The 13,136-nt window shown below is 57.5% G+C and carries 12 protein-coding genes; 6 read left to right on the forward strand and 6 right to left on the reverse strand.

The features are described 5' to 3' along the window. Positions 1-37 precede the first annotated feature (37 nt). Both D6851_RS16160 and yegS read left to right on the forward strand, forming a co-directional pair. The gene (locus D6851_RS16160; RefSeq protein ID WP_120325943.1) at positions 38-1,069 is read left to right on the forward strand and encodes a mannose-1-phosphate guanylyltransferase; all 1,032 of its coding nucleotides are present in this window, start codon (positions 38-40) and stop codon (positions 1,067-1,069) included. 222 nt (positions 1,070-1,291) lie between these two features. After that, positions 1,292-2,236, forward strand: coding sequence for a lipid kinase YegS (yegS, locus tag D6851_RS16165; RefSeq protein ID WP_120325944.1), 945 nt, complete (start codon positions 1,292-1,294; stop codon positions 2,234-2,236). 33 nt (positions 2,237-2,269) lie between these two features. Here yegS and D6851_RS16170 read toward each other — a convergent pair whose 3' ends face one another. The 4 genes from D6851_RS16170 to D6851_RS16185 form a co-directional block, all read right to left on the reverse strand. Continuing rightward, positions 2,270-3,841 (reverse strand): phospholipase D family protein, encoded by a 1,572-nt coding sequence (locus D6851_RS16170; protein WP_238474167.1) that lies wholly within the window; start codon positions 3,839-3,841, stop codon positions 2,270-2,272. A gap of 61 nt (positions 3,842-3,902) precedes the next feature. Then, positions 3,903-4,478 (reverse strand): HdeD family acid-resistance protein, encoded by a 576-nt coding sequence (locus tag D6851_RS16175; protein WP_238474168.1) that lies wholly within the window; start codon positions 4,476-4,478, stop codon positions 3,903-3,905. A 171-nt stretch (positions 4,479-4,649) separates the two neighbouring features. Then, the gene (locus D6851_RS16180; RefSeq protein WP_120325946.1) at positions 4,650-5,972 is read right to left on the reverse strand and encodes an NAD(P)/FAD-dependent oxidoreductase; all 1,323 of its coding nucleotides are present in this window, start codon (positions 5,970-5,972) and stop codon (positions 4,650-4,652) included. Between the two features lie 4 nt (positions 5,973-5,976). Next, positions 5,977-6,669, reverse strand: a complete 693-nt coding sequence (locus tag D6851_RS16185) for a TetR/AcrR family transcriptional regulator (protein WP_147395510.1) — start codon at positions 6,667-6,669, stop codon at positions 5,977-5,979. 112 nt (positions 6,670-6,781) lie between these two features. Here D6851_RS16185 and D6851_RS16190 point away from each other — a divergent pair, with 112 nt between their 5' ends. Then, positions 6,782-7,546 carry an SDR family NAD(P)-dependent oxidoreductase gene (locus D6851_RS16190; protein ID WP_120325948.1) on the forward strand — a complete coding sequence of 255 codons (765 nt, stop codon included), beginning with the start codon at positions 6,782-6,784 and terminating at the stop codon, positions 7,544-7,546. A 100-nt stretch (positions 7,547-7,646) separates the two neighbouring features. On the opposite strand, the gene D6851_RS16195 is transcribed toward D6851_RS16190, so the two are convergent. Both D6851_RS16195 and D6851_RS16200 read right to left on the reverse strand, forming a co-directional pair. Next, positions 7,647-8,756 (reverse strand): hypothetical protein, encoded by a 1,110-nt coding sequence (locus tag D6851_RS16195; protein WP_238474169.1) that lies wholly within the window; start codon positions 8,754-8,756, stop codon positions 7,647-7,649. Further along, positions 8,753-9,469, reverse strand: a complete 717-nt coding sequence (locus D6851_RS16200) for a phosphocholine cytidylyltransferase family protein (protein WP_120325950.1) — start codon at positions 9,467-9,469, stop codon at positions 8,753-8,755. Before D6851_RS16200 ends, D6851_RS16195 begins: the two co-directional genes overlap by 4 nt. A gap of 357 nt (positions 9,470-9,826) precedes the next feature. Here D6851_RS16200 and D6851_RS16205 point away from each other — a divergent pair, with 357 nt between their 5' ends. The 3 genes from D6851_RS16205 to D6851_RS16215 are packed head-to-tail and all read left to right on the forward strand — an operon-like array spanning position 9,827 to position 12,995. Beyond that, a complete protein-coding gene (locus D6851_RS16205; RefSeq protein WP_120325951.1) occupies positions 9,827-10,186 on the forward strand; it encodes a c-type cytochrome in 360 nt (119 codons plus the stop codon). Next, positions 10,183-11,808 carry an FAD-binding oxidoreductase gene (locus D6851_RS16210; RefSeq protein ID WP_120325952.1) on the forward strand — a complete coding sequence of 542 codons (1,626 nt, stop codon included), beginning with the start codon at positions 10,183-10,185 and terminating at the stop codon, positions 11,806-11,808. Before D6851_RS16205 ends, D6851_RS16210 begins: the two co-directional genes overlap by 4 nt. Further along, positions 11,805-12,995, forward strand: coding sequence for a cytochrome P450 (locus D6851_RS16215; protein ID WP_210210382.1), 1,191 nt, complete (start codon positions 11,805-11,807; stop codon positions 12,993-12,995). Before D6851_RS16210 ends, D6851_RS16215 begins: the two co-directional genes overlap by 4 nt. Positions 12,996-13,136: the final 141 nt, after the last annotated feature.

Raw genomic sequence — 13,136 nt, forward strand, 5'->3', positions numbered from 1 at the left:
ATATTTGAAGCTTCTTGCAGAAGGACCAGACGAGGACATGACGAAGATTACGCCAGTGGTTTTGTGTGGTGGGAACGGAACGCGCTTGTGGCCGCGAAGCCGTCCCGAAAAACCGAAACCTTTTCTGCCGTTGATCGGTGATCTTACCTTGTTCGAAGCCACTTTGGAGCGATGCGCGGGTGAGAGTTCTTTCACCAGGCCGTTGATCGTTACAGGCGACGCTCACGTTCCGCATGTGCTGAAGCAGGGGGGAACGGGGCAGGGCGTCGGCGTGATTGTCGAACCTATGGCGCGTAATACTGCTGCTGCGATCGCGCTTGCAGCCGCGCGTCTGCCTGCTGACGCCATTATGCTCGTTTGTCCGAGCGATCATTATATCGCTGATGTTGCTGCTTTTCAGCAAGCCGCGAATGCTGCAGCTCAGCTGGCTGCGCAGGACTGGCTGGTGGCTTTCGGTATTGCGCCGACCATGCCCGAAACCGGCTATGGTTACCTTAAGCGTGGTGAGCCTATTGAAGGTGGCTACACGATTGATCGATTCGTTGAAAAACCCGATCTGGAACGGGCCAAAGCCTTTCTAGCTGATGGCGGTTATAGCTGGAATGGCGGCATTTTTGCTTTCCGGGCCGGGTTTTTCCTGGAAGAACTTTCCCGCCATCGGCCTGAAATTGCGGCTGCTGCTATTCGCTCCGTTGAGCTGGGTAAGGAAGAAGGCAATCTCTTCCATCCCGATAGCGATACGTTCGCACAGATTGAAAGCGAATCCGTCGATTACGCCGTTATGGAGGAAACGGCTCGGGCCGCTATGGTGCCGGCTTCCATGGGTTGGTCGGATATTGGTAACTGGCAGTCCCTGCGTGATGCGCGAAAAGCGGATCAGGCGGGTAACCGTGCCTCCGGTGTTGTGGAATTGGTGGATTGCAACAATGTACTGGTCGACAGCGATGGCCCGCGTGTTTCTGTCATCGGAATGGAAGATGTAGCCATTGTGGTTGATGGCAACGAGATTCTCGTCACCAGCATGTCGGCAGCGCAGAAAGTCGGGAAACTGCAAAGTATTAAATCGTGATTGTGTATAATTTAACATAACTATTATTATCGATCTAACCGGGTGTGAGCTGAGCTTAGAAGTGTTGCATCATAGACAGCCTCAGTTCCGACGGTTCGAGGCGGCGCTTCAACGTTCTGAAGCTGAATGGCCATCAAGGCCTGTTCAGCAATATGGCTTGCGGTAGAGTACAACCGGCGTAATCGTCATATTCCAAGTATCAATGATATCCGGAATATGGAAATGACGCGTATCAGGATCATCCTTCACGGCAAGGCTGCCGGCAATATGCAGGTACGCGCTGCGGTGACGAAATTACGCGCGGAAGGTCATGAGATCGGCGTACGCGTTACCTGGGAAGCCGGTGATGCACGCCGCCTCGCGCGCGAAGCCGTCGAGGATGCGAGACGGGAAAAGATCGAGCGCATTGTCGCGGGTGGCGGCGATGGTACGTTCAATGAAGTGTTCGCGTCGGCCTGGCTTGCGTCACCACCGGCATATTGCTCCTTCGGAATATTGCCGCTCGGTACGGCCAATGACTTCGCGCATTCGACGGATATCCCCACCCAGGATCCTGAGGCGGCCCTGCGACTGATCGTCTCAACATCTCCGCGCCTGATGGATGTCGGTTTGCTAAACGGTGCTCCCTTCTTCAACCTGGTCTCGGGTGGTTTCGGATCACAGGTGACAGCGCAAACCGATCCGGCCCTTAAGCGGCATGTGGGCGGGCTGGCCTATGTGCTCAGCGGCCTCAGCCGACTGAAGGATCTGGAAGCCTGCAGAGGCCGCTTTCGCACGGACGATTTCGAATGGGAGGGGCGTTTCCTCGCCTTTGCGCTGGGCAATGGTCGTCAGGCCGGGGGCGGCATTTCATTGTGCCCGGCCGCATGTCTTGACGATGGGCAGATCGATCTCTTCATTCTGCCGGAAGTTTTGAGGGACGCTCGTGCCAGGGCGATGCACGGCTTGTTGCTCGAAGGACCGGAGAGTCTGGAGAAACTTGCCGTCCGGACGCGTTCGGATCGGATTTTCTTCGAAGCTGACGAGGATGTTTCCGTCAATCTCGATGGCGAGCCGCGACAGGTTCGCCATTGCCAGATCGAGTGCCGCGCTCGTGCGCTGCCAGTTCATGTCGGCAGCCATGGCCTGTTTTGCGCCTCGGCCGACAAGGCTGTTTGTTCGTCATGAAAGATTGCCCAGCGATATATCGCAACCGGGCAGCTAGAGCATCCATTCGATCGGCATATGGGACAGGAATGTGATGCCGAACCGCTGGAACCTGCTCGTTCCCGGTTCAGTCCTGTGAAGCTTCTCTCCTTGCGTGTCTTGCTCGCGCCAGGCCAGCTTGCCGCCTTGCGTCAGGATCACTTCATAGGCCACCTGCGGGACATGGTCAGCAAAACCTTTGGCCATGTAGGTGGCAAGCTTCGGGCTTTCGATAATGAAGCCGAGTTCGGTGTTGAGATGAACCGAGCGGGGATCGAAATTGAACGAGCCGATAAAAATCTTCTCGCTGTCTATTATAAGAGTCTTGGCATGCAATGTCGCATTGCTGGATCGCAGGACGGGCCCCTCCTTTACACCGCTGCCGTCCGATCCCGAACCGGTGCTCATTAGCTTCCGCCTATCCGCCGCCGTCCGCTCTCGTGCGGGGCGCCGCATTTCGAAGAGGCGCACTCCGGCGCGGAGCAAGGCTTTGCGACGCCCGGCATAGCCGGCATGGACGATCCAGACGTCCGTGGCTTCGAAGGCATTGGTAAAGATCGCGAGGTCCCGGCCTTGCGCGGCTGTTGCAGCGAGCGTGTCGACACCAGCCTGTGTGGGTACGAAATAGCCCGATATCAGACGCAGATTCCTGCGTGGACGGCCAATAATCCTGCCGAGGGTCGGAGCAAGTAGCCGGTCCTGCCTGGCCCTCCCCAGTGCTTTAGCCGGATCGTCACTGATCATCCGGACCTGTGCCCATTCGAACGGGAGTGTTCCGGAAACGACCTGCTTGTTGAAAGGCAGTGAGCGCACCGCCGACACATAGGTTTGCGCAGCGGGGTCTTGCTCCACAAGCGCGGCCTGAGCAGAAAGCCCGGCCAGGTCGCCTTCCGGCACCGGCGGCAGAATGCTGTCTGCGGGATAGGCGGACGGGCTCGCCCAGTAACGATCGAAGTCGTTCGACACGTCGCGCACGACCGGGCCGATAGCGAGGACATCGAGATCGGCATACAGGCCCTGTTGCCGCGCACCGAAATATTCGTCCCCGATATTGCGGCCGCCGATGATCGCTGCCTGATTGTCGGCGACGAAACTCTTATTGTGCATACGTCGGTTCAATCGCGGGAAGTCGGCCAGATAGCCGAGCAGTTTCGGCTTGCGGAGCACGAAGGGATTGAACAGTCGGATTTCAATATTGGGATGCCGCGCGAGCGCACCGAGCGTTGCGTCCAGTCCGGTAGTCCCGTTATCGTCCAGCAGCATCCGTACATATACGCCCCGGTCTGCCGCCTCCCGGACCGTTTCGAGCATCAGCGTGCCGGACAGATCATTCTGCCAGATATAATATTGCAGATCGAGGCATCGCTTTGCCTCGCGCGCCAGCAGGATACGTGCGGCAAAAGCCTCACGCCTGTCATCGAGCAGATGAATGCCGGACAGGCCGTGATGACCTTCCATAGCTGTCGCTGCGCCACGGCCGAGCGGCGTGTTTCCGGTATCACCCGGAGGCCGGGGCGCAGGCCGGTCCCCAAGCGGTGGCAGAGGATAACGTAAACGGATGATAATCCCTGCAATAAGCAGGAGCATCAAGAAACCAATAATGGATGGGATAATGTATTGTTGCATCACAGCTGCGCCAATACCGGGATCAGCTTCTTTCGATTCTCCGCAGTCCCAGCGCAAGCGTGACAAGGAAGATTCCCCGGATGAGGAAGCTGATGCCGATCACTGCGGCCAGAAAGGTGAGAGCGGATACCGGATTGGCAAATAACAATATGCCGCCGAGTATGGTGTCGATAATGCCGAGCACAAAGCGCCAGAGACGGTCATATCGCGATCTGAAGGCGCCGACGATTTCGAAAATGCCAATGGCGAACAACCATGCTCCGATGAGGATCACCAGAGAAAACGCTCCGGCGAAGGGATTGAAGAACATTAATCCGGCTGCGACGATGCTGAGGACACCCAGCAGGACTTCGAGCCACCGCGCCCGGCGTGAGAGTGACGAGAAACCGGTAACGAGTGCCAGCACGCCGTAAATCAGGAGCGCCATACTCAGCAGGATGCCGGTCGCAAGACCCGTCGCCAGCGGATTGAAAAGCGCGATAAGACCGATCAGCATGACGATGATACCGTAGGCGAGTACCCAGCCCCATCCAGTCTTCATTTCCGATGGATATCGGGCCAGATTGCCGCGTGTGTCATCCGAAGCGGGCAGAATCATAAAAGGCTCCTTGCTGTTATTCTGTGAGGATTGGAGGTTAAAACGCGGCCGGAACTTCGGCGGACATGGTGTTGTTTAACCGGTTAATTCGGTCAGCAGAGAAAAGAGTGCTTCTGCTCATTTTCTTCCCATGCCTGTTCCTGACGCTTGACCCGTTCATGCCATCATCCTTCAGTCGAGCCGGATCGTGGCGCGCAATCGTGTGTTCAGCCGGTCGATCAGCCAGACCAGTCCGCCCCGCCAGAACCCATAGAGCCGCGCCTGATGACTACGGTACAGCATGGCATGGCTCAGCTGCGCCAGACGTCCGCGGATCGTCGCCCCCTTGAACAGGCCGAACTTGCCGAGCGAACCATAGGCATCGTAATCGGCCAGCGAGACGAGGGAGCCGAAATCATGATAGGTGAAGTCGGGCACCGGCTCGCCATGCGACAGCATCCTCGGCAGATGACGGATAAGGTGTTGTGCCTGCTGATGGGCGACCTGGGCTGTGGGCGGTAATGGCCGTTCCTCGCCCGGCAAGGTCAGGCTGGCGCAGTCGCCGATGGCAAAGATCGCCGGATCCTGGCGTGTCTGCAACGAAGGTCGCACAACGAGCTGATTGTTCCGGCTACAATCCAGCTCGCCCAGTTGGGCGAGGAACGCCGGTGCTTTAACGCCGGCAGCCCAGACCTTGAGCGAAGCATCTATCCGCCAGCCATCGGCAAGCGTGAAGCCTTCGTCCCGCGCACCGCTAACCTGCGCGCCGGTCATGACCTTCACGCCGAGCCCTTCGAGCCGTGTGCGGGTCGCGGACGAAATATTCTGAGGAAACGCGGCCAGCAGCCTTTCACCGCTCTCGATCAGGGTGATGCTGATCCGCGAGGGCAGCGTGTCTGCCCCATAGCTCGTCGCGGTTTCGGTCAGGCGCACGAGTTCGGCGGCCAGCTCGACGCCGGTCGCCCCGCCGCCAACGATGGCAATCGAGAGATCCTTATCCTGAGCGAGACACTGAAGCATATGGATGCGCACTTCACGATTGAATGCGTCGGCCTGCAGGCGTGAGTCTATCCTGAAGCAGTGATCGGCCACACCCGGCGTACCGAAGTCATTCGCTTCGCTGCCGACGGCCATAATCAGATAATCGAAGCCAATTTTACGCTGTGGCACCAGCACGCGTCCGTCCGGGGCTAGCAGCGCAGCGATCGTGATTTCATGCGCATCGCGGTCCAGCCCGCACATCTCGCCGGGCTGATATTCGAAACCGGCATTGTGAGCCTGGGCGATGTAAGGCGTTTGTTGCTGAGAGATATCGCGCGTACCGGCTGCGATGGTATGCAGCATGGGTTTCCAGATATGGGCCGAATCCCGGTCGATGAGCATCACCGAGGGTGCGTTACGCCTCCGGGACCATTTCCGTCCCAGCGCTGTCGCCATTTCCAGCCCGGCAATGCCGCCGCCCACGATCACCACCCGCTTGCGTGGCCGGTCATGCTCCATTGTCTGATATTTCATTGATTCAGCCATGCGTTTCGCGCTCGATGTCGGCCAGATAGGCGGTCAATGCGCGGGGAACTTCCCGCATGTAAAAAGCCAATTGTTCAGGCTCGAGTATATAGGCCACATGCAATGTGCCCGCCGCCATGGCATGCAGCATCGCCGCATGTCGCTCCAGCGCCGATGAAGATAGTTCCGGCATGCGCGCCGCCAGCATGCGCCCCACCCCTTCGATAAAGCCCGCTTCCTCGTCCGGTGTGCGCTTACCGTGCATTAAGGGGAAGAAATCGGGGTGCTGTCTGGCATATTCGAGATAGGGGGAAATGAGACGCTCGATAGCTTCATCGACCGAAAGGTCTCGCCAGATATTTGCCGGAATGGCATCGAGTTCAGTCTTGATCTGCTCGATGCGCGCATTGTGTCGCGCAACCAGTGCTTCGAGCACACCGGCCTGATCGGGGAAGAAATGGTAAAGAGAGCCAATGGAAGTCGATGCCTGGCGGGCAATGCCGTGCATTGTCAGTCTGGCCATGCCCTTCTCCGCAATAATCCCGGCTGCCGCATCAAGGATGGCGTCGACACGTGCCTGGCCGCGCGGTTGCGTCGGCGCGCGTAGGGTCACGCGCGCAGTTTCTTCTGAAACCGGCTTACCTTCGTACACCTGAGACAAGGTTTTCTTCTCCGCCATACCAACAATCAGACGAATAGCGGACAAACAACTAGACGCCTGCGTCTACTTCTAATAAAACTAGACAGCGCCGTCTAGTTTAAATGACCTCCCTTGTGGAAAGACGGTCTTCGCGCAGGGGAGAGAACAGGAAAAATTCATGGGAAGATTGAATGACAAGGTCGTGTTCATCACCGGAACCGCCGGCGGCCAGGGACGCAGCGCAGCGCTCCTTTTTGCGAAAGAGGGCGCATATGTCATTGGTTGCGACCTGAAAGAAAAGGAAGCGGCGGAGACTGCCGAAATGGTGCGCGCGCAGGGTGGTAAAATGGACTCTTCCATCGTCGATCTGACAGATCCCGACGCGGTGACACGCTGGATCGATGGCGGTGTCGCCAGCGCCGGAAGGATCGACGTTCTCTACAACAATGCGGGCAATCCACGGATGAGCCCCTTCGGTGAGATGACGCGGGAAGACTGGGCTCACACGATCAACATGGAGCTCAACACGGTGTTCTACGCAAGCAGCGCCGCATGGAACCACTTAGTCGCGCAAGGTGGCGGGGCTATTATCAACACGGCTTCGGTGATCGGCCATCGCGGGTATGGCGCAACCGGGCAAGCGGCCCATGCTGCCGCCAAAGGCGGAGTGCTGGCGCTGACCCGGCAGCTTGCGGCCGAGGGAGCGACGCACAAAATCCGCGTGAACTCGATCTCTCCGGGTACGATCCTGACCCCGGCTCTTGGTGTTCTGACGAAAGAGCAGCTTGCCGAGGTGAACGATATGCAACCGATCGGACGGGCGGGCCAGCCTGAAGATATCGCTAATTGTGCGCTCTATCTGGCTTCCGACGAGGCGGAATGGGTCACCGGAGCCGATTTCGTTATCGATGGCGGCATCACGCAGATACTTTCGACATCGTGAAAGGAAAAGGCGCGCCCGCTCGCGGCGCGCCGATATCCTGATAAGGAAGTGGCAAGCGAAGCTGATATCCCGATCATGCGAGTGATCTGCCTGTTGCCATCTATCCGTGCAGCACGGTCAGTATTTCATGGGCCGCGCGTTCGGCTGCTGCACCACTGACATCGCCCAGTGCATCAGAGGCGAGTGTAGCCTGTTTGGAAGCATAGCGTGTATGGCTCGCCGCTGCGGCTGCGAGTGCAGGCAGCAGGGCGTCAAGATCGGTTACGACGTCGCCGCATGCCCACATGGCGTAACTCGGGTCGCTTTCCCATGCGATTTCACGCGGATCGAGGAAGACTGCCGGCCGTGGACGGATCAGGAATTCGAGTAACTGGCTCGACGTGTCGCCAAGATAGATGTCCGCTACAGCGGTATAGCTGCCATCGACGGCGGCAAAACTGTCATAATCGCAATGCACGTCATCGCGCTCATTAAGCTTGGCGCACAGAGTCCGCAGTTCCGGTACTTTTTCGATGAGACGCTGGTGCGGTGCAAAGATCAGGTTCCATTGGCCACTCGCTACAATGGCCTGCACAGCCTGTTCGCCCCAGTCCCACCAGGAAGAGCGATGGTGCTGCCAGTGAGGATTATAGAGGATGACGGGCCGTGTCTGCGCGAAGTTGGGCCTGCTTTCGGTGCGGTGCACAAAGCCTGCTTTTACATAACCGGTGGCAACGATATCGTCAGGTGGCATACCGCGTTCGAGATAAGTAGCGCGCTCTCGCTCACTGGGTACCAGTGTGCGCGCCGCCGAACGCCGGCGCCGGTCGTCGCGTGCACTCATCGAGCCGACCCCGTGTGAAGTCTTCACGAAACGTGTCGGCATCGGCAGAAGTGTAGGCAGCCACAAACTCGTCTGTTCGGCGCATATTGCGACGCGGCTCCGCGAAAGCACCGGAGCGAGCCGAGCCAGCATTGGCAGCTTGGCCGGCAATTTCGGATTGCGACCTTGTATCGCCGCAACCTTGCGGAAACCGGGTGCTCGCCGGATGCAGACATTGGGCAGGTCTGCGATCCAACCGCCGAGCAGCTCTTCATGCATTGAGGTGCTGACCCACAGATCGACAGGCAAATTCGGATCGGCCGCTGCCAGCGCTTCGACGATCGGAAAGAGGTGCGGAATAAGCAAAGTTTCGCCGAGAAAGAGGAATGCCGCGCGGCGCTCTGTCACGCTCCTTCTCCATGACGTCGCTGCCAGCGGGAGATGTCATCGGGACGGTCGATCTCTTGCCAGTCACCCTGGCCGCGAGAGATGGCTGCTACATGGTCTTGCTGAGCCAGATGGGCAATGATTGCATGATGATAGTTGGCGGGTCCTCCATCCTGTTGGATAACCGCGTCGAGCGCGTCACGATAGGAGGTTCCTCCATTACTGACGATCACGCCCAGCGACCGATGCGTCGTCAGACTATCGGGAAGCACTTTTGAAACCTGCTGCACTTGCCCTTGCTCGACATGCACACGCATATCGTCCGTTTCAGGTGTACCGCATGGTTCGACCAGTAAGCTGACGCCTGCCTGCAAGCGACGGAAACTATCCGTAAGGACCACCCTATCGAACAGCGTGTCACCGTTCATCAGGCAAAAGGGTGTATCCAGATGCATACGTGCGGCCCAGACACTGCCGATACTGTTCGCGATCGACCAGAACGGGTTGAAAAGTGTCGTCACACGCACCGGCAATTCCTGCTGCACGAATGCTTCGATCTGTTCGTGGCGATAGCCGACTACCAGCACCGCCTCTTCAATTCCTGTCTCGCGTAGCGCGAGGAGCTGGTGCAACAGAAGCTCGCGGCCGTCCACCGGGACAAGGCATTTTGGCGTATGGAGTGTAAGGGGAAGCAGGCGCGAACCATGTCCTGCACTCAAGATTACCGCTTTCATCCAGGCTCCCTAGCTGTTTGATAAGGGTATTTGAAGGTGCATTATATTGCAGCTACCGCCAGCATCGCGGTGACTGTACTCCGTTGTACGATCCTGTAGCCATTCGGAATGGATCAGTTGCCCGGTCCGAGATGCTCGTGGCCCGGTTTGTGCAGCCCCCCCTTCCCACCCGCTTCGGCCGTGTCTCTTCAACCTCTGAAATCGTGCCTTTTGATATCCAATCCATTCCCTCGTTCCGGTTTGCCTAACCAATATTGACGGTTTGTAAAATATAGTCTAACCGAATCAAAATAGACAAATTGTCGAAATTTGAACGGGCGTTCGATTTCGGCAGAGCGAAGAAATGGGAGATGGGAAATGGCACAGGTTCCGGTGCGACCGGTGCGTGGCGGGCTGCCCGCATTTTTAGTTCTTGCCGGGTCCGGCATTGCGGGAGGGGTGTTGCTGGCGTCCTGCAGCGCTCCGGCCAATGGTACTGCGACGCCGCGCGAACCGGAAGTCATCTACGATACCACTTGCGGCTATTGTCACGGCCATAATGTCGGCCCCATCATTCGCGGGCGTCAGTTACCTGCCGAAACGATCGAATTTTTCGTCCGCAATGGCAGCGGTGCGATGCCTGCTTTCAAGCCGACAGAGATCAGCCCTCAGGAGCTTTCAGCGCTTTCTGAGTGGATCAGTACATCCAAAGCGGACAGCACGGAGCATGGGCAATGAACGGCTTTTCACGCAGAGATATGCTTCGTGCAGGGGCTGTCGGTTCAGCCGTCATGGCCAGTCAAGCTCTGGCATCGCCGTTGAACGGTACCAGAATGCTGCCGGCGGAAATGGACCGTGACGTCTTTGCCGCAGCAATCAAGGAGCTGCGCAGTATCGTTGGCAATGACTGGGTTTTCGCCGATGCGCAAAGCACAGTCAGTTACAATAAGAGCTTCATCCCCGATCCGGAGGGGCTGTATCTTCCCTCGGGCGCGGTCGCGCCTGCTTCGGTCGAGGAAGTGCAGGCCATCCTGAAAGTGGCCAATAAATATAAGCTGCCCATGTGGCCGGTCTCCACCGGAAAGAATATGGGATACGGAATGGCGACCCCGGCCAGCAACGGTCAGATGGTGCTCGATCTCAAGCGCATGAACCGGATCATCGAGGTCGATCCGGATCTCGGGACGGCACTGGTGGAGCCCGGCGTCACCTATCAGGACATGCATGACTATCTGGAAAAGCATAATCTGCCTTTCTGGCTCGATGTGCCGACAGTCGGCCCGATCGTGTCCATGCTGGGCAATACGCTTGAGCGGGGCGTTGGCTATACGCCCTATGGCGATCACTTCATGTTCCAGTGCGGAATGGAAGTGGTGCTGCCCGACGGTTCCATCCTGAAAACCGGTATGGGATCGGTGAAAAATTCGACCACCTGGCAGGCCTTCAAATGGGGCTATGGGCCCTATCTGGACGGCCTGTTTACCCAGTCCAATTTCGGCATTGTTACCAAGCTGGGCATGTGGCTTATGCCCAAGCCTCCGGTCTATAAACCCTTTATGGTGCGGCACCCGGACGCGGACGATATTGGGAAAATCACCGATACGATCCGCCCGTTCCGGATGAATAATCTGATCCCTAATGGCGTTCTGATTATGGGCGCGGCGTATCAGCTGGCGATGTTCCATCGCCGCGAAGAATTCTGGAGCGAAGAAGGCTCGATTCCTGACGATGTCGTGAAGAAGGCCGCGGCCAAGAACGGTCTCGGCATGTGGAACACCTATTTTGCCCTATACGGTACCGACGAGATTATTGCTGCCACCGAACCGATCATTCGCGGCGCTTTCGAAGCCTCGGGCGGTGAGGTTCTGACCGAAGAGGATATGGGGGACAGCCCCTGGTTCCACCATCATGCCACGCTGATGCGTGGCGGCATGTCGCTCGAAGAAATCGGCATTGTCCGCTGGCGCGGCAATGGCGGCGGGATGGTAGCCTTTGCGCCGGTCGCTCCGGCCAAGGGCGAAGAGCCGAAGGCGCAGACCGTTCTGGCCAAGGAAATCATGGGCAAATATAATTTCGATTATGCCCCCGCCTATGCCGTAGGCGGCCGTGAGCTTCATCACATTATTTTCCTGATGTTCGATAAGTCGGACCCGGAACAGGAAAAACGCGCCGCACAGTGCATGGAAGAAATGATTACCCGGTTCGGGGAAAAGGGCTGGTGTGCCTATCGCTCCAGCATTTCCACGATGGACCTCGTGGCAGACCAGTATGGCGATACTAATCGTCAGGTGAATGCACGTCTGAAGCGCACGCTCGATCCCAACAATATTATCGCCCCCGGCAAACAAGGAATTGGATGATGACGAATCTGTCAGACGTTCCTGTTTCCGACATCGATCTTTATTCGGATGAAGTTCTGAGTGATCCGTATGAAAGCTATCGCACTCTGAGAGATGCGGGCTCTGCCGTTTATCTTGAGCGTTTCGACGTTTGGTTCATCGGTCGCTTCAAGGATGTTCGTAAGGCTTTGAGCGACTGGCAGACCTTTTCTTCCGACAAGGGTATCGGCCTCAATCCGATTATCAATGAGGCATGGGACGAAGCCCTGATTTGCCAGGACCCGCCGGTCCATACGGAGCGGCGCAAAATGATCAATGAAGTGCTCGGCCCGGTGGCGCTGAAACCGCTGGCCGACACGATTGACGGGCGGGCCGAAGCCCTGTCGCAACGCCTTGTCGACATGCAGCAATTCGATGCGGTGGCCGACTTTGCGCATGATTTGCCAATCGGCGTTGTCATGGATCTGATCGGATGGCCCGAGGATGTCAGGCCCAGCCTCCTGAAGCTCGCCGAAGGGTCGTGGAATGCTGCCGGGCCGGACAATGCCAGAATGCGCAGCGGGCTCGCCACGCTTCAGGAAATGATGGAGCTGATTACCGAAGTTTACGACAATAACCGGGCGATCGAGGGCGGCTTCGCTTCCAGATTGATCGAAGCCTCGCATCAGGGCGCGATTACCCGCGAGACGGCCATCGGCATGCTGGCAGGTTATATCGTTGCCGCTTTCGAAACCACGATCAGCGCTATGGCGTCGAGCATCTGGCTGTTCGCCGATAATCCTGATGAGTGGAACAAGCTGCGCAGCAATCCGAAGCTTGCTGTCAGTGCGGCCAACGAAATCGTCCGTATTGAATCGCCGCTGCAGAATTTCAGCCGGTGGTGCAGTCAGGATGCCGAGATGTCGGACGGAACCGTGATACCGGCAGGAAGCCGCGTGATCGTCTCTTATGCCAGCGCCAATCGTGATGACCGGCAATTTGCACAGCCGGATCGCTTTATCATCGATCGCAAGGAAAAAATGAATCTCGGCTTCGGCCACGGTCCGCATGGATGTGCCGGTCAGGGTCTGGCTCGCATGGAGCTGACAGCCGTTTTCACGGCCATGGCGGAACAGATTTCCGGGTTTGAAATTACCGGGCAGCCCGTTCGCGCTTTGAACAATATTTCCCGCGCTTTCCGTAGTTTGCCGGCAAATATTATTAAATAATATAAATTAATCTACTAGGCTCAGGACCTATTAAATTGCTTGCGTGGGGTATGATTGGTTGATTCAATGGTAGTGTCGAGGAGGCGCTGCCGATGGATGTACCGTTTTTGTTGAGCCGTGCGCAGATGCGCCGGATTGAGC

Source organism: Altericroceibacterium spongiae, assembly GCF_003610805.1.
Taxonomy (GTDB): domain Bacteria; phylum Pseudomonadota; class Alphaproteobacteria; order Sphingomonadales; family Sphingomonadaceae; genus Altericroceibacterium; species Altericroceibacterium spongiae.